At 65.0% G+C, this 22,809-nt stretch carries 19 protein-coding genes; 12 read left to right on the plus strand and 7 right to left on the minus strand.

Annotated features, from left to right (window positions below; genetic code table 11):
- Positions 1-214 precede the first annotated feature (214 nt).
- From ACCD03_RS00235 to ACCD03_RS00245, 3 genes are all read left to right on the plus strand, one after another.
- Positions 215-1,396 carry a glycosyltransferase gene (locus ACCD03_RS00235; protein WP_413410427.1) on the plus strand — a complete coding sequence of 394 codons (1,182 nt, stop codon included), beginning with the start codon at positions 215-217 and terminating at the stop codon, positions 1,394-1,396.
- 233 nt (positions 1,397-1,629) lie between these two features.
- Positions 1,630-2,712 carry a helix-turn-helix domain-containing protein gene (locus tag ACCD03_RS00240; protein ID WP_413410428.1) on the plus strand — a complete coding sequence of 361 codons (1,083 nt, stop codon included), beginning with the start codon at positions 1,630-1,632 and terminating at the stop codon, positions 2,710-2,712.
- Between the two features lie 181 nt (positions 2,713-2,893).
- On the plus strand, positions 2,894-3,955 hold the full coding sequence (locus ACCD03_RS00245) for an AraC family transcriptional regulator (protein ID WP_413410430.1): 1,062 nt from the start codon (positions 2,894-2,896) through the stop codon (positions 3,953-3,955).
- Positions 3,956-3,964: 9 nt separating this feature from the next.
- On the opposite strand, the gene ACCD03_RS00250 is transcribed toward ACCD03_RS00245, so the two are convergent.
- The 5 genes from ACCD03_RS00250 to ACCD03_RS00270 all read right to left on the minus strand — a co-directional run bounded on the left by ACCD03_RS00250 (position 3,965) and on the right by ACCD03_RS00270 (position 9,978).
- The gene (locus tag ACCD03_RS00250; protein WP_413410432.1) at positions 3,965-5,254 is read right to left on the minus strand and encodes an MFS transporter; all 1,290 of its coding nucleotides are present in this window, start codon (positions 5,252-5,254) and stop codon (positions 3,965-3,967) included.
- 828 nt (positions 5,255-6,082) lie between these two features.
- Positions 6,083-6,679 carry a nucleotidyltransferase family protein gene (locus ACCD03_RS00255; protein ID WP_413410434.1) on the minus strand — a complete coding sequence of 199 codons (597 nt, stop codon included), beginning with the start codon at positions 6,677-6,679 and terminating at the stop codon, positions 6,083-6,085.
- On the minus strand, positions 6,679-7,113 hold the full coding sequence (locus ACCD03_RS00260) for an organic hydroperoxide resistance protein (protein ID WP_009240025.1): 435 nt from the start codon (positions 7,111-7,113) through the stop codon (positions 6,679-6,681). The genes ACCD03_RS00255 and ACCD03_RS00260 overlap by 1 nt, the downstream gene beginning before the upstream one ends.
- A 142-nt stretch (positions 7,114-7,255) precedes the next feature.
- Positions 7,256-9,499 (minus strand): xanthine dehydrogenase family protein molybdopterin-binding subunit, encoded by a 2,244-nt coding sequence (locus tag ACCD03_RS00265; protein ID WP_316676421.1) that lies wholly within the window; start codon positions 9,497-9,499, stop codon positions 7,256-7,258.
- Between the two features lie 20 nt (positions 9,500-9,519).
- A complete protein-coding gene (locus ACCD03_RS00270) occupies positions 9,520-9,978 on the minus strand; it encodes a (2Fe-2S)-binding protein (protein ID WP_004631388.1) in 459 nt (152 codons plus the stop codon).
- Between the two features lie 626 nt (positions 9,979-10,604).
- Here ACCD03_RS00270 and leuA point away from each other — a divergent pair.
- The 4 genes from leuA to ACCD03_RS00290 all read left to right on the plus strand — a co-directional run bounded on the left by leuA (position 10,605) and on the right by ACCD03_RS00290 (position 15,045).
- The gene (leuA, locus tag ACCD03_RS00275) at positions 10,605-12,317 is read left to right on the plus strand and encodes a 2-isopropylmalate synthase (protein ID WP_413410437.1); all 1,713 of its coding nucleotides are present in this window, start codon (positions 10,605-10,607) and stop codon (positions 12,315-12,317) included.
- Positions 12,318-12,444: 127 nt separating this feature from the next.
- On the plus strand, positions 12,445-12,831 hold the full coding sequence (locus ACCD03_RS00280; protein ID WP_413410677.1) for a four-helix bundle copper-binding protein: 387 nt from the start codon (positions 12,445-12,447) through the stop codon (positions 12,829-12,831).
- A 17-nt stretch (positions 12,832-12,848) separates the two neighbouring features.
- A complete protein-coding gene (gene cadR, locus ACCD03_RS00285; protein ID WP_413410439.1) occupies positions 12,849-13,325 on the plus strand; it encodes a Cd(II)/Pb(II)-responsive transcriptional regulator in 477 nt (158 codons plus the stop codon).
- 88 nt (positions 13,326-13,413) lie between these two features.
- On the plus strand, positions 13,414-15,045 hold the full coding sequence (locus ACCD03_RS00290) for a mucoidy inhibitor MuiA family protein (protein WP_413410441.1): 1,632 nt from the start codon (positions 13,414-13,416) through the stop codon (positions 15,043-15,045).
- A gap of 27 nt (positions 15,046-15,072) precedes the next feature.
- On the opposite strand, the gene ACCD03_RS00295 is transcribed toward ACCD03_RS00290, so the two are convergent.
- Both ACCD03_RS00295 and ACCD03_RS00300 read right to left on the minus strand, forming a co-directional pair.
- On the minus strand, positions 15,073-17,454 hold the full coding sequence (locus ACCD03_RS00295; protein ID WP_413410443.1) for a heavy metal translocating P-type ATPase: 2,382 nt from the start codon (positions 17,452-17,454) through the stop codon (positions 15,073-15,075).
- A gap of 56 nt (positions 17,455-17,510) precedes the next feature.
- Positions 17,511-18,059, minus strand: coding sequence for an RBBP9/YdeN family alpha/beta hydrolase (locus ACCD03_RS00300; protein ID WP_413410445.1), 549 nt, complete (start codon positions 18,057-18,059; stop codon positions 17,511-17,513).
- A 211-nt stretch (positions 18,060-18,270) separates the two neighbouring features.
- Between ACCD03_RS00300 and ACCD03_RS00305 the strand changes: the two genes are divergently transcribed.
- The 5 genes from ACCD03_RS00305 to ACCD03_RS00325 all read left to right on the plus strand — a co-directional run bounded on the left by ACCD03_RS00305 (position 18,271) and on the right by ACCD03_RS00325 (position 22,735).
- A complete protein-coding gene (locus tag ACCD03_RS00305) occupies positions 18,271-19,569 on the plus strand; it encodes a CitMHS family transporter (protein WP_413410447.1) in 1,299 nt (432 codons plus the stop codon).
- A gap of 4 nt (positions 19,570-19,573) precedes the next feature.
- On the plus strand, positions 19,574-20,929 hold the full coding sequence (locus ACCD03_RS00310) for an acyclic terpene utilization AtuA family protein (RefSeq protein ID WP_413410449.1): 1,356 nt from the start codon (positions 19,574-19,576) through the stop codon (positions 20,927-20,929).
- 1 nt (position 20,930) lies between these two features.
- On the plus strand, positions 20,931-21,251 hold the full coding sequence (locus tag ACCD03_RS00315; RefSeq protein ID WP_045205825.1) for a hypothetical protein: 321 nt from the start codon (positions 20,931-20,933) through the stop codon (positions 21,249-21,251).
- Positions 21,252-21,277: 26 nt separating this feature from the next.
- Entirely contained in the window at positions 21,278-22,177 is a 900-nt protein-coding gene (locus ACCD03_RS00320; RefSeq protein WP_024977532.1) for a LysR family transcriptional regulator, read from the plus strand.
- Between the two features lie 90 nt (positions 22,178-22,267).
- A complete protein-coding gene (locus ACCD03_RS00325; RefSeq protein WP_024977531.1) occupies positions 22,268-22,735 on the plus strand; it encodes a universal stress protein in 468 nt (155 codons plus the stop codon).
- Positions 22,736-22,809: the final 74 nt, after the last annotated feature.

Genomic DNA, 22,809 nt, shown 5'->3' on the forward strand with positions numbered 1-22,809 from the left:
GCTACCGACTCCCCCCGGACTGCTGACACATGTGTGTCGGACCCGATAGTGACGATTTTTTTTGGGCCAGTCTTGACCGTGCGTCTCAGTTTTTGAAAAGTTCCGCGCGGTGTGGAAATGTCGATAAGATCCGTGCGCCATCGCCCGGAACCCTTTGCATGCACCCACGCACTCCCGCGACGCCAACGCGCACCATCACGCACCGAGACCGTGCATGAGCCGGATCATTTTTGCGTGGGAGTTGGGTGAGAACCACGGGCATCTGTGGCGCCTGCTGCCGATTGCCCTGGCGCTGCAAGCGCGTGGCCACGAGGTGGTGTTCGGGCTGAAATCGATGGCCTCGGCCCAGCGCTATCTGGCGCCTCACGGCATTCGCTGGTTTGCCTGCCCAACGCCGACGAACGTCACAACGCTGGGCCGCGAGATTGCGACCTACGCCGACATTCTCGCCACCTATGGCGCCACGCAGCCCGACCTGCTGGGGGGCATGGTGCACGCCTGGCAGCACCTGTATGCCACGCTCCAACCCGATCTGGTCGTGATCGACCACGCGCCGTTTGCGCTCTTGGCCGCCAAGCGCGCAGGCATCGGCACTGTCCAGGTCGGCACCGGCTTTACCATCCCGCCCACGCTCTCTCCGGCACCGTGTTTCCGCCCCTGGGAAGCGAGCAACGCTGAAGCGCACGCGCAAACGCAGGCCGCCGTGGAGCGCAACATCCAAGCGTTGTTCGATTCGCCACAACCGCTCACGACGTTACTCACCGCTGATCACACCCGGCTGTTGACGCTACCGGAGCTGGACCACTACGCCCCGTTGCGGCCGCCTGGCACCACCTTTCTCGGCCCGATACCCGAGCCGGATACAGGCGAACGCGTGCAATGGCAGCAACCCGACAAGCCGCACGTCTTCGTGTATCTGCAAGTGCAGCCCTGGCTGGATACCGTGCTGACAGCGCTGGAAGCCTCCGGCGCCGAAGTGATTGCGGTCATCCCAGACCTCAGCTGGGAGACGGCAAACCGCCACCGCGGCCTGCGGCTCTATCGGCAGCCCGTACGGCTGCTCCCCCTGCTTGCCGGCTGCACGCTGGCCATCACCCACGCGGGCCACGGCACGGCATTGAACTGCTTGCTGGCCGGTGTGCCGATGCTGCTGCTCCCGCAGCACATCGAGCAACTGATGGTCACCGAGCGCGTAGCCGCCATGGGCGCCGGCCTTGGCATCCTGCCGGCGTATGTGGAGACCGGATTCCGCGCGGTGCTCCACGATCTGTTGGGCAACCCCAAATACCGTGACGCGGCGCGCACCATTGCGGCGCGCCACCACAGCGTGCCGCGCGATCGCGCCTTGGAAGAGGTGACAGGATTGATGGAAGATGCGCTGACGCAGCGCCCTTAGGTGCCGCCAAGCGCTGCGCAGTGTTGGTCCCGTGTCTCACCCTTTGTGGGGGAGCGCTGCGTCGCCCGCGATTTATTCGATACAGTCCCAGCGATAAGAAGCGGTACATAAAAGCCGTACCACAAAATACTCACGGGACGGGGACGCTCTTGCATGAAACATTGCCCTCTCACGGCTGACGTTCGCCTGCCGTGTGATGCGCCGCCATGGTGGGCCAATTTCGAGACTCCGCGATGCGCACTGCATTGAACGACGATGCGCTCCACACTGCGCCGCCACTCAGCCGCCTGTTGTTGCCCGAGCAACCGACGCTCGCACCCGGCATCGTGCATAGCGATTTCAGCGTTCAAGGCGACGCACGAAAGGGCTTTCTGGCCTGGCAGGAGCGGATGAGCCCGGTCTACGACATTCGGCCTGCGGGCAAGCAAGCGGAGGATACGTTCGATGCATCACTGTCCCGCTACACGATCGACAACCTGAGCCTCATCGACTTTCTCACCGCGCCAAATCTGGCCGTGCGATCGTTGGGTCGGGTCTCGACCGAGAGCGTTCGCGATGTCACGTTCAGCATCTTTCTTGAAGGGCCGCCGTCGCAGTTTCTGGGCAACAAGCCGCGCACTGAAGCGCAGCCCGTTCCGCGCGTGCCAAGCATCCTCGCGCTGGACATGGACCAGCCCTGCACCATCCGAAGCTTTGAGGGCCGGCTCCTTCTTCTCTTTGTGCCGCGTGCGCTGGTGGAACGGTTCTTTCCTGATGCCGCGTCGCTGCATGGCCGCTGCATTCATGCTGCCACCCCGCTGACGCGCCTGCTGATCGAGCATGTCATCGCGCTCAGGCGGCAAATCGTTGGGCTGAGTAAGGAAGAAGCGCATCAGTCTTTTCTCACGGCAGTGGAGCTGATCCTTGCGGCCTTCGCCCAGCAGGCGGGCTTTGCCGGCAACGCCCGCGCGGCGGTACGCGCTGCCGTCTATGGCAAGGTGCGGCGGCATGTGGAAATGCATCTGCGTGATCCGAATCTGTCGCCTGAAAGCGTGTTGGCATCGCTGCATTTCTCACGCGCCAGCGTCTATCGACTCTTCGAGCATGAAGGCGGCCTGGCCGCGTATATTCGCAATCGCAGGCTGCGGATGGCGGCCGACGAGTTGGTGCGCCTGCCGCACCGGGGCATACAGGACGTTGCCTCGGGATTGGGGTTCAACGATGCGTCGAGCTTTACGCGTGCATTCCGTCGCGCATTCGACATCGCGCCGCGCGAATTGCACGAATACGCACCGTTGCTCCGGCGCGATCACACACAACAAACGCGCTTCATATAAAAGCATCGTCAGTGCCATAAAACGCCTGCAAGGTCACTTTGCGCCCAAGGTGTTGGTCCTGAACCTCACCCTTTGGTGGGGGGCGCCGCGCTGCGCGCGGTTTCTTCGATACAGTCCCAACCATAAAAAGCCGTACATAAAAGCTGCACCATAAAATTCTCACGGGGCGGAACTCTCTTGCATGGAACAGTGCACGCTCACGCCCGACGTTCGCCCGCCGGGTGAATCCTCCATCGTTCACAGCCACTTCGACGTGCGGACGCAAACGCATCAGCAGCCGCTGCTGGCGTGGCGAGAGCGGGTCGGCCACGTCATCGACGTCCTCCCGTCGCGCGCCGATCTTGAGAGGCCGTTTCACGCTGCCATCGATCGCTACAAGGTCGACGATCTGGTGTTCACCGATTGCCGGTCCGATGCGATGGTGCTGGACCGTTCGCTCGCGCGCATCTCGACCGACCCGATCCGCGACTACGCGTTCCACGTGTTTCTGGAAGGTGGTGTCACTGATGTCGCCGTGCGTTCGTCTTCGTCGCGCGGCAGCATGCCGACAGCTGGCAGCATCCTCACACTGCACATGGGCCAGCCTGTGCGCATGCAGCGCAGCGCTTGCCGGGTCGCCACCATCTTTGTGCCGGGCGCACTGGTCGGAGAGATCTTTCCCGACCCCGAAGCCATCCACGGCCGCTTGATCGCGAACACGACGCCGCTCACGCAGCTGATCGTCGAGAACGTGAAGGCACTCAGTCAGAACATTGCAGACATGAGCGCACACGCGGCGGGCAATGCCATTCGCGCGAGCACGCAACTCATGGTCTCTGCGTTCGGCAAGCAAGCCCAACTGAGCGGCAATGCGCGCGCGGCGGCACGGGCTGCCATGTTCGGTCGCGTGCGGCGCTACATTCAAGCCCATCTGCGTCAGGAAGACCTGTCGCCAGAGAGCGTGCTGCAGGCGCTACAACTGCCTCGCCAGACGTTGTATCGCCTGTTTCAGCACGAGGGCGGCCTGGGTGCCTACATCCGCCACCTGCGTCTGCGCGAGGCGGCAAGCGAACTGGTCCGGCACCCCAACCTGACCGTGACAGACATCGCGTTCGGGCTTGGCTTCAAGAGCTCGTCCGATTTCACGCGCGCGTTCCGTCGTGCATACGACATGGCACCCCAAGACTTCCGGGCGCTGTCCGGCAAAACGTCTTACGCGCGGCCGAAGGTTTCGCGCAACGAGCCGATTGCAATCAGCACATAAGCAGCGGTTTCAGGCCGCAGCGCGGCGCTCCTTGAACGCGAGCACGGCAACGAAGCTCACCAGGCATGCGGGCGCCACATACCAGGCAGCGGATACCGGGTCACCCGTCCACTTGATCAGCCCGGTGATGATGAATTGCGCGGTGCCGCCAAACAGCGTGATGCCCAGGGCATGCGAGATCGCAAAGCCGCTGGCACGCACCCGCGCCGGAAACGCTTCAAGAACAAGCAACGCGCCGATGCTGGTGCCAAGCGCCAGCAAGACGCTGATCACCGCAGAGCCGAGCAGGACGGCCCGCGGGCTCTGTGCATGCGTCATCATCGCGAAGACCGGGTACGCCAGGACCGCCGTCGTGCCCGATGTGATGAGCACCATTGGCTTGCGGCGTGGTAACCGGTCTGCCAGCAGGCCCGACAGCGGCGACACCACCACCAACAGCAACGTCGATAACGTCGACGACATGAACCCGATGATGGCGGGCATGTGCAACACCCGCGTCACGTAGCTCGGCATATACGTAATGACTGCGTAGACCGGTACCGTGCTCCAGATTTTCGACAATGTGGCCAACGCCAGCGTGCCGCCGTGCTCCCGGCACAGTTCGACAAACGGTATGGCAGTGCCGCGATTGGACGCAGCAGGAACGGGACTATCGACAAGCCGACGACGCAGGTACAGACCAGCGGGCACGATCGACAACCCGATCAGAAAAGGGATGCGCCAACCCCACTGGGTCAGGCTTGCCGGCGACATCGTGCTCGTGAGCAGTGTGCCGAGCAACGCGCCAAGCAACGCGGCCGCAGCCTGACTGGCGTATTGCCAACTGACCAGAATTCCGCTTTGTGATGGTGGCGCAGTTTCCATCGCGAACGTCACGGCCGTCCCCACCTCACCGCCGGCGGCAAAGCCTTGCAGCAACCGCCCGACGATGATGATGAACGGTGCCGCCGCGCCAATCACCGCGAACGGCGGACATACGGCAATCGCGGCCGTCCCGATGGCAGTCAGCCAGATGGTGATCGTCATGGCGGCTCGGCGGCTGACCCGGTCGGCGTAAGCGCCGATCACCATGGCGCCGAGCGGTCGCATGAAGAAGCCGACGCCAAAGGTACCGACTGCCAGCAACAGCGACGTCATCGGATCCGTGGCCGGAAAGAACTGGTCTCCGATCATCACAGCGAAGTAGCTGAACACCGTGAAGTCGAACAGCTCAAGACACGTGACTAGCGACGTCGCAATGACGACCTTGAGCATCTCGCGGTGGGAGTTAGCGTGTGCGGCGCGCAAATCGCGTGTCATGGGTGGAAGGCCCCATCCGTATTGTTGTTCTCGATTCGGCTCGCGCGAGAAGTCTTGCTGTGGTCGCTGTATCCGAAACTAGCCAGTACCTTACACGCCGCCACTGCAGGCGCAAAGTATCAGTTCTCTGGCGCGGTCGAGGTATCGCTGCTCAACGTCCAAAGCCACTGGACAAGCCGGTATTCGGACCTCATCGAGCGCTTCAAGCGTTTATTCGCCAATCGCCGCAACACCACGTGCATACGGCCTCAAGACCCGGCGCCCGCAAGATGTCAGTTAGGCGGCCGCATGCCGGCGGGCGGACGTCTGCCTGAAAATGCCGAACTCGGGCGTTTTTGGCTGGCGCATGGATCGCCAAGGGTCGAGCTCGAACCTCTGCGGGCGACATTCGAGCCTCAAACAGCCGCGTTCGTCAGTCTGAGCTCGAAACTTTCGACCTCTGAGAATCGATGGCGGCCCTCCGACGGTGGAGCGTCAGCCTCCGCCTGGCAACTTCGGATGTTTGACGGCGAAGCACGGGCCTCGGAGAGCCGATGGGTCGGATGTTTTTGGGCCGCATTCGGGCCTCTGAGCCCCGCGCGCCGCAGTCTGGCGGCGGAGCGTCGACCTCACACTGCCGAAATCGAATGTTTGAGATCGACACACGCACCGAAAACTGCGGCGCTCGGCAATCTGCTGGGAATACGCGCGGGGCATAGCGCCAGATGTGCCTCACCAAGGTTCGATCGCCGCAAGCATTGCACTGGCATGCGCCGTGCGCGCTCGCGCTTTGGAGCATGTCTGGCGGGCGAGTACGGCGGCGCTTCGTTGTAAGTCGACCCCGTTCGATCACGGGGCCAGATCGGCGGGCGTGTCGACATCGCGCAGGATGCCCGCGTCATCTGCGTCAATGCGGGTGAGCTTGGCGGGATCGATCAGCCGCCGCGCGCCCTCGTCGCCGTCAAGCGATGTCAGCCCTGCGAAGAAGTCGGCGCCGAAGCCAATAGGGTGACCCCGCTGCCCGGCGTGAAAGGGCGCAACGCAAGCGTGCGAGTCAAGTGCGTTGGCGACTTGAGTGATGGTCTCGGGTGCAATCCAGGGCATGTCGGCCAGGGCGATGATCCACCCGCCGGCTTGCGGGCGCGCGGCCACACCGGCTGCCAGGCTGGCGCCCATGCCACGAGCGGCATCGGCACACCGCAGGACTTCGCAGCCTGCTTCGCCCAAGAGCGCGGCCAACTGTTCGACCTGCGCGCCGTGCGTAGCAGCGGCGGGCACCACGGCCACCACGTCACCCAATGCCTGCTTCAGATGGCGCGCGGCCTGGACCGCCACGGGGGTGCCGTCGGGCAGCGGGGCAAGCAGCTTGTTGGCCACGCCCGCCGCATCAAACCGGCTGCCGCGGCCTGCGGCCAGCAACACGCCAACAACAGGCCGCTGCTGCATCAGACCACCTCGGTCTTGAGCGTGACTTCCACGTTGTTACGCGTGGCGTTCGAATACGGGCACACCTGGTGCGCCTGGGCCACCAGTTTCTCGGCATCGGCTTGCGACAGACCGCTGATCCGTGCGGTCAGGCCCACCTTCAGACCGAAACCGCCTTCCTCCCGCGTACCGATACCCACATCGCAATGGATCTCGATGTTGCTCGGATTGAGCTTGAGCATGCTCTTGGCAACGAAGTCGCACGCCGAGCCAAAGCAGGCGGCATAGCCGGCGGCAAACAGGTCTTCGGGTGTGGTGGTGTTGGGCTTGCCGGGGCCGCCCATGGCCTTGGGCACCGACAAGTCGTGCGAAACCTGGCCGTCTTCGGTCTGCGTGTGGCCGTTGCGGCCGCCTGTGGCCTTGGCGTGGGCGGTGTACAGGATATTCAATGCCATGACATGCTCCTCCGGAGGGTGAACAACGCAATCGCGGACGCAAGAATCAGTCCGCAAAACTCAATGGATAGGGCTGCAAAAACAAGAAAGCCGGCACACATGACTGCATGCCGGCTTCGATCACATCACGCGACGATGACACTCACACCGTATCGAACGGCAGCTTGCGCTGACGCTTGCCGGTCAGGGTGAACAACGCGTTGGCTACCGCCGGTGCAATCGGCGGCGTGCCGGGCTCGCCCAGGCCGGTCGGGTTGTCTTCCGACGGCACGAAGAACACGTTCACCGGCGGCGCGTCCGGCATGCGCACGGGCGGGAAATCAGTGAAGTTGCTGTTCTTGGTGGCACCGTTTTCGATGTCGATGGCAAAGCCCGGTTGAATCATCGCCAGACCGAACACGCACGCACCCTGGATCTGCGCTTCCGCGCCCATCGGGTTGACGACACGGTTGGCATGCACGCCGGCCGTGACGCGATGCACGCGCGGCTTGCCCTGGTCGACCGACACCTCCACCACATACGCCACCACCGATTCGAACGACGCATGCACCGCCACGCCCCAGGCCTGGCCCTTGGGCAGCTTGCGCTTGCCGTAGCCGGACTTGTCGACGGCGAGTTGCAGCGCCGCACGATGGCGTTCGTGTTCTTTACCGGTGAAGCGCGCCAGACGGAAGGCCACGGGGTCTTGCTTGGCGGCATGCGCCACCTCGTCGACCATCGTTTCCATCACGTAGGCCGTATGCGTGTGGCCCACGGAACGCCACCACAGCACCGGCACGTTCACGTCCGGATGGTGCACCGTCAGCTGCATCGGGAAGCCGTAGTCGTTTTCGACCACGCCCTCGACCATGGTCTCGTCCACACCGTTCTTGACCATGAAGGCCTCGAACGGCGTGCCCTTGAGGATCGACTGACCGACGATCACGTGGTCCCAGCCGACGACCTTGCCGCTGTTGTCCACGCCCACGTTGACGCGGTGTAGATGCATCGGGCGGTAGTAGCCACCGCGGATGTCGTCTTCGCGGCTCCAGATCACCTTGACGGGACCGTTGTGCCCGGCCGCCGCATAGGCCTTCGCCACGTTGGCCGCTTCCACTACGTAATCCGACGTGGTGATCGCGCGCCGGCCAAAACCGCCGCCCGCCATCATGGTGTTCAGCTCGATCTTCTCGGGCGATACGCCGAGCACCTTGGCGATGGCGCCCTGGTCGATGGTCTGGAACTGGGAGCCAACCCACACCTTTGCACCCGTGGTCTTGCCGCCGTCTTTCTGCAGATCGATCGTGCAGTTCAGCGGCTCCATTGGAGCGTGCGCCAGGTAAGGAAACTCGTAGTCGGCCTGAATGCGCGTGGCGGCAGATTGGATGGCGCTCATGTCGGCAGCCTTGGCCACCGTGCCGGGTTGGCCGGCGAGCTTCTTGTATTCCGCCATCAGTGCGGGCGTGGACACCGTCGAGCCGGCGTCTTCCCACGTGACTTGCAGCGCATCGCGGCCCTGCTTGGCGGGCCAGTACCCGTCTGCAATGACGGCCACGCCTGTGCCGCCACGATCGGTCGGGATCTGCAGCACATCGACCACGCCCTTCACCGACTTGGCCGCGGCCACGTCGTACTTGGCCACCTTGCCGCCAAAGCGCGGCGGGCGGGCCAGCACGGCCACCTTCATGTTGGGCAGGCGCGTGTCGAGGCCAAACTTGAGCGAGCTGTCGAGCTTCGCACGTGCATCCAGACGTGGCGTCGGCTTGCCGACAATGCGGAACTGCGATGGGTTCTTCAGCGTGACCTGCGCGGGCACGGGCAGCGCCATCGCCGCCTGGGCCAGTTCGCCATACGTGGCGTGGTGGCTGCCCGACGTGACCACGCCATTGGCCGTGCGGCATGTCGACGGATCGACCTTCCAGCGTTCAGCCGCCGCCGAGATCAACATCGCACGGGCACGCGCGCCCAACTCGCGGTATTGCTGGAACGAGTGGTTCAGCGCGGTCGAACCGCCCGTCATCTGGATACCGAAGCCCGGGTCCTTGTACGGATCGCCGGCTGGCGCCAACATGCCGCGCACGTTGCGCCAGTCCACGTCGAGTTCTTCAGCCAGCGCCATCGGCAAAGCCGTGTGCACGCCCTGACCGAACTCAAGCCGGTTGACCGCCACCGTGACAGTGTTGTCCGGCGCAATGATGATGAACGCCTGCGGCGGCGAAGGCGGCTTGGCCTTGGCGTCCTGCGCGCCAGCCAGCATCGGCGCCACACCCAGCGCCAGGCCGCTGCCGGCCAGCGTCGTGAGTTTCAGAAAGCTGCGGCGATCAAACGTTGCCGACCCGGCATCCGCAGACGCCGGTTGATGTTGCGCGCCGCCACCGGCCAGCGCTTCAAGATTTCGAATACGCATCGTGAATTCTCCGGTGGGGCTCAGGCCAGCGATTTTGCTGCATCGTGAATGGCCGCGCGAATGCGTTGGTACGTCGCGCAGCGGCACAGGTTGCCGGCCATTGCGCTGTCGATATCGGCGTCGGTCGGCTTCTTCTTGGTGCGCAGCAAACCCACCGCGCTCATCATCTGGCCGCTCTGGCAGTAGCCGCATTGCGCCACATCGTGCTTGACCCAGGCATCGAGCACGGCCTTGCCGACCTTGTCATCGGCGATGTGTTCAGACGTGGTGATCTGCTGGCCGGCCACCGCAGAGATCGGCAGCACGCAACTGCGCGTGGGCTGACCGTTCAGGTGCACCGTGCAGGCGCCGCACGAAGCGACACCGCAACCGAATTTCGTGCCAGTCAGACCGAGGTTGTCGCGCAGCGCCCAGAGCAGCGGCGTCGACGGGTCAGCATCAACTTCCACTGGTTTGCCGTTGATGTTCAACGTGACCATTGGGGGATTCTCCTTGTGGGGCGTGAGGGAGTCTTGCCGTTATAGACCCTTTGATATAGCGGGCTGGCGGCATGGACGGGGTGTATTAAAGCAGGTTCGGATGGGTTCTGCTGGCGCCCACGTCACATGGCTTCTGGCGGGCAGCACACGTTTTCGTCGGCTCTGGATCCGGCGTTTCATCTGCCCCAAAAAACCGTCCGGAATCCGCCCCGTCAACTTGACAACACCCCGCCTTCCCCATCACTATCGGCGAATGCACTTCCAGCAGACCACCCTCCCAACCGCTCCTGCCCGCACCCTCTCGTGCGTGCGCGGTCTGCTATCCGCTTCTCTACTACGCGTGTAAGCGCGTAGATCTCTCTTTCCCCCTCGTTCCGGTATTTGACCGGTCCGTCCCTAACCGGCGACGGGCCTTGTGTGTGGCGCAGCCTGTGCGCCGAATCGTTGGAGCCTCTCATGCCTGCCTCGATCCCGCTTTCGCTACGACTACCGATCGGTTGCCAGACCACGCGCCCGTGGCTGTCTGGCCGCCACATCCCAAACCCGATTCCGGCCACCCCGGACGCTGCCCGCGCGGCCGTCCCCGTTGTACGAAACCGATCTCGATCTCACAGGACGCACACACCATGTTGAAGAACCCCGGCACCAAATACCGCCCCTTCCCCGCCATCGCCCTCGCCGATCGCACCTGGCCCAACAAGACCATCACCCGTGCACCCATCTGGATGAGCACGGATTTGCGCGATGGCAACCAGGCCCTGTTCGAGCCCATGAACGCCGAGCGCAAGATGCGCATGTTCAAGATGCTCGTGCAGATCGGCTTCAAGGAAATCGAAGCCGCTTTCCCCGCTGCCTCCCAAACCGATTTTGATTTTGTGCGCGAGCTGATCGAGGGTGGACACATCCCCGACGGCGTGGCCATCGAAGTGCTCACGCAAGCGCGCGAAGACCTCATCCGCCGCACGATGGAATCGCTGCGGGGCGCCAAGCGCGCCATCATCCACGTCTACAACGCAACCGCGCCGGTGTTCCGCCGCACGGTGTTCAACACTGACCGCGAGGGCGTCAAGCGCATTGCCGTGCAAAGCGCCAAGCTGATCCGCGAGATTGCGGAAACGATGCCCGAGACGCAGTGGACGTACCAATACAGCCCGGAAGTGTTCAGCGGCACCGAACTGGATTTCGCGCTGGAGGTTTGCAATGCGGTGACCGAAGTATGGGAGCCGACGCCCGAGCACAAGATCATCTTCAACCTGCCGGCCACGGTGGAGATGGCCACGCCAAACATCTACGCCGACCAGATCGAATGGATGCACCGCAACCTGGCGCGTCGCGATTCGATCATCCTGTCCGTGCATCCGCACAATGACCGCGGCACGGCCGTGGCCGCGGCTGAACTGGCCGTGATGGCCGGTGCGGACCGCGTGGAAGGTTGCCTGTTCGGCAATGGCGAGCGCACCGGCAACGTGGATCTCGTCACGCTTGCGTTGAACCTGTACTCGCAGGGCGTGGATCCGGAGCTGGATTTCTCGCACATCAATGACGTGGCACGGACCTGCGAAGACTGCACGCAACTGCCGGTGCATCCGCGTCACCCGTACGTGGGCGACCTGGTGTTCACGGCGTTCTCCGGCTCGCACCAAGACGCAATCAAGAAAGGCTTTGCGGTGCAGAAGCCCGATGCGTTGTGGGAAATGCCCTACCTGCCGATTGACCCGGCCGACGTGGGCCGCACGTATGACTCGATCATTCGCGTGAACAGCCAGTCGGGCAAAGGCGGCATCGCCTATCTGCTGGAATCCGGCTATGGCGTTGCCATGCCGCGCCGACTGCAGGTGGAATTCAGCAGCACCGTGCAACAACTGACCGATGAAAGCGGCCGCGAAGCCACGGGCGCCGACATCTGGGCACTGTTCCAGCAGACCTATCTGCGCGGCGACGGCGCGATCGGCTACGTATCGCACCGCCTGACCGAGCGCGACGACGGCAGCCAGCATATCCGCCTGGTGGTCAACATCGCTGACCGCGAGCACATCTGCGAAGGCACCGGCAACGGGCCGCTGGATGCGCTGGTCCATGCGCTGTCGCACGTGCTGACGGCACCCCTGTCGATCCATCACTACGAGGAACGTGCGCTGGGCCAGGGCGCCAATGCCGATGCCATCGCGTTTGCAGAAATGGCCGCGTCGGGCGTGGCGGGCAGCGTATTCGGCGTGGGCGTGGATGCCAACCTGACAACGGCATCGATTCGCGCCGTGGTGGGGGGCGTGAATCGCCTGATCGCACGCGCCGGTAACGGCATGCTGCGCAGCGGCAAAAGCGAGGCGCAAGCGGTGTAACGCACAAGTCGGGCTCACGCTGTGGAGCGCGAGTTGCTAAATTGGAGAGATGAGTCTCGGGCCCTGCCCGGGCTCATCCCTTCCCAAGCGCGCCAGCGTGCACATCCACTGCCACAGGAGAACCGACATGACCACTCGTCCGACCGCGAAAGAGAATGCCAAGCGATTTGCCAGTGTGATCCAGGCGCTGCAGGCATGCGAGGCCGCTTGCACTCATTGCGCGACGGAATGCAGCAAGAATGGCCACGCCGAAGCCATGGCCCGCTGCATCAGCGTGTGCACGGATTGCGCGGAATACTGCGCCCTCACGCGCAAATTCCTGGAGCGCAACAGTGAATTCGCAGAACTGCTTCTGGAAGACTGCGCCGAGATCTGCTCCCAATGCGCCGAAGAATGCGATCATCACGGCCAAGGCCATTGCAGCGCCTGTGCAACTGCCTGCCGTGCCTGCCTGGACGCCTGCCTGAAAGTCGCTGGCGTTGAAGCGGTCACCGCGGAGCCGACTGTTTTCTGATTCTTTTTTCAACGCGTATGAAAATTGGCGAACTCGCCCAGCGCACGGGCATCAGCATCGAGACCATCCGCTTCTACGAAGCGCAGGGCCTGTTGCCCCCGCCGGCGCGCGCCGCCAACAACTACCGCGTCTACACGCCCGAGCATGTCGAGCTGCTAGCCTTCATTGCGAAGTGCCGGTCGCTCGACATGGCGCACACAGAAATCCGCCGCCTGCTCGAATTGCAGGCCAACCCGCAGGCGTCGTGCGAAGAGATCAACAACCTGCTGGACGAACACCTGCGTCACGTTGAAGCGCGCATCGCCGAGCTAACCGATCTCAAGGGCCAGATCGAGGCGATCGGTCAACGCTGCACGACGGCCGCTTCGGTGGCTGAGTGCGGCGTGCTGCAATCGCTGCACGAAGAGCCCGTCGCCGCCAATCATCACGGCCACAGCCATGAACATGGCGAGAGCGAACACGCGCACCGGCATATTCGCGGCGTGCATCGCTGAGCTGTCTTTTCCCACGCCGGGCACGCCACTTTGACGTGCGCTTTGACGTGCGATACTCGCCGCATTTCACGACACGTGGGTGAGGCGGATGAAGACGAAACTGGCTGCAGCAGCACGATTCCAGCATCGACAACGCGTGGCATGCACAGCGCTTGGCGCGATCGCGTCTGCCGTGGCTGTCACAGCGCAGGCAGCGACGCCTTCGCGCATCACCGATGTCACGCTGTATCCGGATAGCGCCACGGTCGTGCGCACGGCCACGGTGGCCGCAGGCGCCCGCAGCGTAGAACTGACCTGCCTGCCGATGTCGTTCGACGCAGGCAGCCTGCGTGTGGAAAGCGACAGCAGCATCCGTGTGGGCGATGTGCGCGTGGAGAGCGTTCCCAGCGAAGGCAGCGGCTGCGCCAGAACGGCGCTGGACACACAAATCCGCACGCTGGAAGACCAACGCGCCGCGCTTGGCGTGCAGATCCAGGCGAATGCGCTGTCAGCCAGCTACCTGAAGGCCGTGAGCGAACGCACGGGCGGCGATGGCCGCGCACCGGCCACCGATTTTTCGACGCTTGGCCGCGCGACCGACGCGCTGGCACGCAACGCGCAAGACGTCTTTACCCGCCAGGAACAACTGAAGAAGCGCGACGCTGAATTAAAGGCGCAGCTCGACGCGCTGCAACGCACGCACGGCTCGGCATCCAGCACGCTGCGCACGGTCCGCATTGCGGTGGCGGCGCCGCGCGGCGGTGAGTTGCGCATCAGCTATCAGACCTCGCGTGCAGGCTGGCGACCGGCCTATCAGGCGAGTGTGGATTCAGTGCGTTCGAATGTCGTTGTCGAGCGGCAGGCCACGCTTGCGCAATCCACCGGCGAAGACTGGCGCGGCGTGCATCTGCGCCTGTCAACGGGCCAGCCCCGCAATACGCCGCGCGGGCCGGAACCGTACGCGTGGCAGTTGGATATTCAGCCACCGCCGCAGGCGATGCCCTACCCCGCCGCACCTGCTGCGGCGATGGCGCCAGCACCCAAGGCCAGATTTAGCCGAAGCGATGAGCAACGTGAGGCGGACGGCGGCCCGCTATTCGAAGTGAACGCCGTTCAGACCGCCTTCGCCACCGAGTTCGATGTGCCAGGCGCTGCCGAACTGCCGTCGGACGCGCAGAAGGTGACCCTCACGCTGGCCAGCGAAACCCTGCCCGCCAAGCTGGCAGCACGCAGCACCCCACGCCTGGATACCTCGGCTTACCTCGTTGCGACGGTGGACCGCCCGGAAGGCATCTGGCCCGCAGGCAACATGCAGTTGCGCCGCGATGGCGCGGTGGTGGGCAGCACGCAGTGGAATCCGGCAGGCGAAGACCAGAAGGTCACGCTGCCCTTCGGCCGTGACGATCTCGTGAACGTCGTAGTGGAAACGCCGAAGACGTTCCAGCGCAGCGTGGGCCTGCTGGACAACCGCAACGAGCGCCAGTTGGCCGCGCTCTACACGGTGCGCAACCGGCACCGTGACGCGATCGACGTGCAGATCCTGGAAGCCACGCCGGTCAGCCAGTCCGACGACATCAAGGTGCGCTCAACCTTCTCGCCGGAACCCGCCAAGCGCAACTGGGAACGCCGCCCCGGCGTGATCGCGTGGGAGCAGACGATCCCGGCCGGCGAAAGCGCACGCTTTTCGGCCGACTACCAGATCACCTACCCGAAAGACGCGCGCATCACCGGCTTGCGCTGATCGCGTTGCCCCGCGCGCGCCGGCAAATCAGGCGCGCGTGCGCATCACGCGCAGGCCGTTGAACACCACCAGCAGGCTCGCGCCCACATCGGCGAAGATCGCCATCCACAACGTGGCGTCGCCCATCACGGCCAGCGCCAAAAATACCGCCTTGATGCCCAGCGCCAGCACAATGTTCTGACGCAGCACGGCCACCGTGCGACGGCTGATGCGGATGAAGCTGGCGAGCTTGCGCGGGTCGTCGTCCATGATGGCCACGTCAGCCGCTTCCAGCGCGGTGGCGGTACCGGCGGCGCCCATGGCGAAACCGATATCGGCCCGCGCAAGTGCCGGAGCATCGTTGATGCCATCGCCCACCATGCCGACGAAGCCGTGCTGTGCGGCAAGCTCGCCCACCACGCGTTGCTTGTCGGCGGGGAGCTGCTCTGCGTGCACCTTGTCGATGCCGACCGTCTTGGCGATGGCCTGTGCGGCGCGGCGGTCGTCGCCGGTGAGCATGACGGGCGTCACGTCCAGCGCGCGCAATGCCGCGATGGCCTCGGCGCTTTCGGCACGCTCGCGGTCACGCACGCCGAACAGCGCCACGACACCGTTCGCATCGCACAGCGTGACGGCGGACATGCCCTCCGCTTGCAGCGACTCAGCAGCGGCGCGCCAGGCGGACGTGTCGAAGCCCCGCTCTGCGACGAGCGCCGCGTTGCCAAGATGCCAACGCACACCGTTGAGCGTGCCCGCCACGCCACGGCCCGGCAGCACCGACAGGTCTTCCACCGCATTCGCATCGACTGCACCGTGCGCCGCAGCGGCCTGCACGATGGCCACGGCAATCGGGTGCGTGGTGTTGGCATCCAGCGCTGCGGCCACTGCCAGCGCATGCAATTGCGTGGTGTCGGTTGCGGCGTTCAGCTCTGCGACGGCGCGGCGTGCGCCGTCGGGCAGCATCACTGCATCCAGCACCGGGCGGCCGGCGGTGAGCGTGCCGGTCTTGTCCAGCGCCAGCGCGCGCAGGCGCCGGCCGCTTTCCAGATACACGCCGCCCTTCACGACGATGCCGCGGCGCGCCGCAGCGGCCAGGCCGCTGACCACCGTGACCGGCGTGGAGATCACCAGCGCGCACGGGCAGGCGATCACCAGCAGCACCAGCGCGCGATACGTCCACGCCAGCCAACCGTCGGCCGTGACCAGCGGGCCGATGACGGCCACCGCGAGCGCCAGCAACATCATCGCGGGCGTGTAGATGGAAGAGAACTTGTCGACAAAGCGCTGTGTGGGCGCGCGCTGCGACTGCGCTTGCTGAATGGCCCCGGCGATACGCGCCAGCGTGCTATCCGCAGCCACCGCCGTGGCCTGCGCTTCGACCACGCCGTCGGTCACGATGGTGCCGGCGAGGATGGTGTCCCCCATGGCTTTTTCCACCGGCAGGCTTTCGCCTGTGACGGGCGATTCGTCCAGCGCGGCGCGACCGCTCACGATGCGCGCGTCGACAGGCACGCGGCTGCCGGTGCGCACACGCAGGCGCGCGCCAACGGCAACGCTGTCGACAGCCACGTCGCGCCAGCCGCCTGCGCCATCGGCCAACTCTGCGGTGTCTGGAGCGATGGCGGTGAGTGCGCGCACGGCATCGCGGGCACGCACCAGCGCGCGCGCTTCAATGGCTTCTGCCACGGCAAACAGGAAGATCACCATGGCGGCTTCGGCCCACTTGCCGATCAGCAGGGCACCGATGACGGCCACCGCCATCAGGAAGTTGATGTTGAACGTGAGCGCGCGCACGGCAATCCAGCCCTTGCGCAGCGTCGGCCCACCCGCCAACGCGATGGAGGCAAGCGCCAGCGCCAGCACAGGCCAAGCGTGATCGCCAAGCGACCAAGCGATGGCCTCCGCCCCGAACGCCGTTACGCCGCCGATACCGAGCAGCCACGTACGGCGCGAAATGCGGGTCGGCTCCGCAGGAGTTGCCGCCAGGCGATCGCGCCGTTCAAGCACCTCGCCATCCATGCCGATGGCACGCAGCGCCTCCAGGAAGGGCGCCACATCGTCAACGGTGTGGTGGATGGTGAGATGACGCTCCAGCAAGTTGAAATCCAGCGCGACAACGCCGTCGGCGCTGCCCAGCTTGGCGCGAATCATGCGCTCTTCAGTCGGGCAATCCATCTGCTCGATGCGCACGACGGTGCGGCCGGTGGCGGCTGCGCGCGCTTCGGCATCTAAGGGCGCCGCGGCTTCGGGCGCTTGGCCGTGATCATGATCGTGGTGGTCGTGATCGTGATGATCGTGGCCATGATCATGCGCATGTTGGGCGGCGTCCCTTACGACCGGTTGTGCATGACCGCAGCAACCGCCACAGCCGGACGCTTCCGGCTTGGCGTGGTCGTGGACAGGCAAGGTGGAGGCGAGATCGGGTTTCATGCCTCCATTCAAAACCCTGAAGAAGCTTCAGGGTCAAGCCCCGCCTTCCCGTGACGTCAGATGAGGTCTTTCATCCACTTGGTGACGATGGCACGGGCTTCCGGCCAATCGCCCAGGCCGGATTCGGCATTGATATGGCCGCGCGCGCCCAGGTCGACGGGCTCCGCACCCCACGCTTCGGCTTGGCTGTGGCTCCAGGCTGCGTTACTGAACGGGTCGTCGGTGCTGAAGACGAGCACAGCGGGAAACGGCAAACGCTGCTGCGGAATGGGCCGGAAGTCGGCCAGCTCTGGCGGCATGTCGGCGCGATCGAGTTGGGGCGGTGCAACCAGCAAGGCCCCGCGCACTCGCACGGCGCGAGCGGAAGTGGCCGCCCAATGTGCCGTCAGCACGCAGCCCAGGCTGTGCGCCACCAGAACGACATCGCCAGGCGCCGCGCTGACTTCAGCTTCCAGCGCGGCCACCCAATCCGCACGCTTGGGGGCAAACCAGTCGCGCTGTTCAACACGGCGATCACCATGCAGGCGTTCCCAGCACGATTGCCAATGCTCGGGGCCGGAGTTCTGCCAGCCGGGCAGGATCAGGACGGTCGGGGTAGCGCTCACGGGGGCTCCGGCGTTGGGTGGTTGGATTGGGATGCGAGACATTCTGCCGGGATTTGGCAGGCGGCGTCGGCACCACTCATCGGCGAATCCGCACAATCGATCCAAATATTCTGTTTCACAGGCAGATCCCCAACTTCTACAGTCGCTCCTAAATCCCGCCAACAGGGATTCCGAATCCTAGGGTCCATCGACCCCTCACTCGGAGGAGACCATGCTCGCACTGCTCGGGCTGCTGACCATCGTTGCGCTGTTTGTCGTCATCCTGACCAAACGCATGTCGCCGTTGGTCGCGCTCATCGCCATTCCCGTCATCGCCGCGCTTGTGGGCGGCTTCGGACTCAACACCAGCAAGTTCATCATCGGCGGCATCAAAGACGTCGCGCCCGTGGCGGGGATGTTCATCTTCGCCATCCTGTACTTCGGCATCGTGACCGATGCCGGCATGCTGGACCCGATCATCGACCGCATCCTGCGCACCGTGGGCAGCCGCCCGCCGCGCATCGTGGTGGGCTCGGCGCTGCTGGCCCTGCTGATTCACCTGGATGGCTCAGGCGCGGTAGCGTTTCTGATCACCATTCCCGCCATGCTGCCGCTGTACGACCGGCTCGGCATGGACCGCCGCATCCTCGCGTGCGTGACGTCGATGGCGTGCGGCGTGAACTTCCTGCCGTGGACCGGGCCGATGATCCGCGCTTCCGCGTCACTGCATATGCCCGTCACGGACATCTTCAACCCGCTGATCCCGGTGCAGATTGCGGGGCTCATCTTCGTGTTTGCCTGCGCATGGCTGCTGGGCAAGCGTGAAGAAAAACGCCTGGGCCTCGCCAACCACGCTGGTGGCGCGCAAGTCGTCGCGCGCCCGCTGTCAGATGCAGAACAGGCGCTGCGCCGCCCGCGCAATTTCTGGATCAACCTCATCCTCACCGTCGTGGTGATGGGCGTGATGGTGAGCGGCAAGGTCGACCCGGTGGTGATGTTCATGCTGGGCGTGGTCGCCGCGCTGCTGATCAACTACCCGAACGTCGATCAGCAACGCCAGCGCGTGGACGCCCACGCCAAGGCCGCCCTGATGATGGCGAGCATTCTGCTGGCGGCGGGCGTATTCACCGGCATCATGAGCAAGTCCGGCATGCTCACGGCAATGGCCAAGACGGCGGTCGATTTCATTCCGCCCGGCATGGCGCACCACATTCCGGTGGTGCTGGGCGTGCTGTCGATGCCGCTGTCGCTGCTGTTCGATCCCGATTCGTTCTACTTCGGTGTGCTGCCCGTCGTGGCAGAAGCATCAAAGATGCTGGGGGTTGCGCCGGTGCATGTGGCACAGGCCGCCGTGCTCGGCCAGATGACCACCGGCTTCCCGGTCAGCCCGCTCACACCGGCGACCTTTCTCGTGGTCGGCCTGTGCGGTATCGAGTTGGCAGACCACCAGAAATTCTCGATCCCCTTCCTGTTCGGTGCCTCGCTGCTGATGACCGCAGTGGCCGTGGTGCTGGGCGTGCTTCCGTGGTGATGGCATGAAGACCGCGTTGAAAACATTCCGCATCGGCGGCGGCGCCGGTTATTCGGGCGACCGCATCGAACCGGCGTTGGAACTGGCCGAGCACGGCAACATCGACGTGCTGATGTTCGAATGCCTGGCCGAGCGCACCATCGCGCTCGCGCAGCAGGTGCGCCGCAAAGACCCATCGCATGGCTACGACCCGCTGCTCGAAGCGCGCATGCGCGCCGTGCTGCCGGCATGCGCGGCACGCGGCATCCGCATCGTCACCAACATGGGCGCGGCCAACCCGCAGGCGGCTGCCGAGCGCACGCGCGACATCGCACGCGAGCTGGGCCTCAAGCTGCGCGTGGCGGCCATCACCGGCGACGATGTATTCGATCTGCTGCAGGCCCGCGGCCAGGACTTCACGCTGATGGATGGCGGCGCGACAGTCGCATCGCTGCAGGCACGCATGGTGTCGGCCAATGCGTACCTCGGCGCGCAAGGCATTGTCGATGCGCTGGCGCAAGGCGCGGACGTCGTCATCACCGGGCGCGTGGCCGATCCGGCGCTCGCGCTCGGGCCGCTCATTCATGCGTTTGGATGGCGCATGGACGATTGGCATCGCCTGGGCTGCGGCACGCTTGCGGGGCATCTGCTCGAATGCGCGGGGCAAATCACGGGCGGCTACTTTGCCGACCCCGGCATCAAGGACGTACCCGATCTCGCACGTCTGGGCTTCCCCATTGGCGAAGTCGGGGAAGACGGCTCGGTGCTCATCACCAAAGTCGCCGCGGCCGGCGGGCTCGTCACCGAAGCTACGTGCAAGGAGCAGTTGCTGTACGAAATTCATGACCCGGCGCGCTACCTGACGCCTGACGTGGTGGCGGACTTCTCCAACGTGCGCATGCACGGCAGCGGCAAAGACCGCGTCGTCATCGAAGGGGCCACCGGCACCCCGCGCACGGGCCAGTTGAAGGTTTCGATCGGCTATCTCGACAGCTATATCGGCGAGGGCCAGATCAGCTATGCCGGCCCAAACGCGGTGGCCCGCGGCAAGCTGGCGCTCGACATCGTGCGCGAGCGGTTGGCGCTCACCGGCGTGCAGATGACGGAGACGCGCTTCGAGCTGATCGGCGTGGATGCACTGCATGGCGCTGCCCTTTCCCGCACCGATGCCGAACCGTACGAAGTGCGCGTGCGCGTGGCCGCGCGCACCGAGTCGATGGCCGAAGCCGTGCGCATCGGCAACGAAGTGGAAACCCTGCTGACGTGCGGCCCGTCCGGCGGCGGAGGCGCGACCAAGAGCGCGCGCGAGATCATCGCCGTCGCATCGACGTTGATTCCCGCTGAACTCGCCCCGCACGCCGTGCACATTCTGGAGAGCTGACATGCCCCGCACCCTCCGCGACCTCGCCCACACCCGCGCCGGCGACAAGGGCGACATCTCGTGCATCTCCGTCATCGCGCTTCGTCCGGAATGCGCGGAAGAATTTGCCTTGCTTGAGCAGCACGTGACGGCCGAGCGCGTGCGCGCGCATTTCGCTGAACTCGTCCGCGGCGATGTCGAGCGCTACGTGCTGCCGCAGCTTAGCGCGCTCAACTTCGTGCTCCAGGGCGCCCTGGCCGGCGGCGTGACGCGATCCCTGGCGCTGGATGCGCATGGCAAGTCGCTCGCAAGCGCGCTGCTCACGCTGGAGATTCCAGGCTAAGCTGGCACACCACGCCCGGCATCGCCATGAACCTCTCCGTCAAGCAGCTCCGCGCCTTTGCCGCGCTGCGCGAGCACAAGAACTTCACGCAGGCGGCACAGACGTGCCACTTGTCGCAATCGGCCTTCAGCGCGCTGATCCAGAACCTGGAGGCCGATGCCGGCGTGCGCCTGTTCGACCGCAATACGCGCCATGTTGAACTGACCCCCGAGGGCGAAGCCTTTGCCGAATCGGCGCTGCGCCTGCTGGCCGATTTCGAGGCGACGTTCTCGGAGTTGCGCGATCGCGCCGCGGCACGCACCGGGCGCGTGACGGTGGCCGCCTTGCCGTCGATCGCGGCGGGCATTCTGCCGGGCGTGCTGGCCGCGTTCTCTGCCCAGCATCCGGGCATTCAACTGGCGCTGCACGATCAACTCTCGGACCCGTGCATCGACATGGTCCGGCGCGGCGCGGCGGACTTCGCCATCGCGGCCATGGGCGCCGACATGGCGGGTCTGGCCGCCCAACCGTTCTGCACCGACGATTTCCACCTCGTCTGTCACCAGGATCACCCGCTCGCGCGCAAGCAGGCGCTGGCCGTGGGCGACCTCGTCGATACGCCGTTCATCCACCTCGCGCGCAACACGAGCATCCGGCAATACCTCGATGCGGCGCTGCACCCGACCAAGCTGCGCAGCGGCATGGAAGTCGAACACCTGGCCACCGCGGCCGCGCTGGTGGCGGCCAACCTGGGCATCACCGTCATTCCCGCGCTGGCGCTGTTCCAGTTCCGGTTGCCGGAGCTGGTAGTGCGGCCGCTGCCGCTGCCTGGGCTCGTGCGCACGCTGTATGTCATCCGGCGCGACGGGCGCAGCCTGTCGGTGGCGGCGCAAGGGCTGCTCGACTTGCTGCTGGCGCACCCCGCGCGCACGACGGCGCCCGTTTGATGCGGCGCAACCCGGGCACATCCGGGTGCAGCATCGCCCACCTGCGCTGCTACAGTGAGGCATTCACATTCCGATTCTGCGGAGCGCCCCATGCATCAACGCATTCTTGCCGCTTTTGACGGCACTCATGAAGCCCACCTGGCGGTGGAGGAAGCCGCCGCCCTGGCCCGCGCCTTCAACGGCCGGGTCCGGGTCGTCTGGGCGATCGGATCGCCGGCCATGCCGGAGTCGCGCGAAATCTACAGCGTCGACAAATTGCGCGAAGAGGCACACCGCACGGCCAGCGCATCGCTGGTCGAATTGCAGCGCCTGTTCGACGCTGACGGCACCGCTGCTGAAACCGGTGTGCTGATGCTCGACTCCACCGACGACGACATCGGCCACGCGCTCGAGCACGAGGCCGAGCGTTGGCAGGCCGACACCATCGTGGTGGGCTCGCACGGCAAGCACGGGCTCGCGCGCCTTCTGCTGGGCAGCGTGGCCGAGCGCACGGCACGCCTGTCGCACCGCACCGTCATCGTGGTGCGTGCCCAGCACCCGGACCACGCTGCCGGCTGATCCTGTCTGAAGTCGAATAGCCCCACTATGCAACTTGTTGCATAGAAAAACACGGCTGTGCTATGTTGCATCCC

The sequence above is a fragment of the Ralstonia sp. Ralssp135 genome (assembly GCF_047304345.1).
GTDB lineage: Bacteria > Pseudomonadota > Gammaproteobacteria > Burkholderiales > Burkholderiaceae > Ralstonia > Ralstonia chuxiongensis.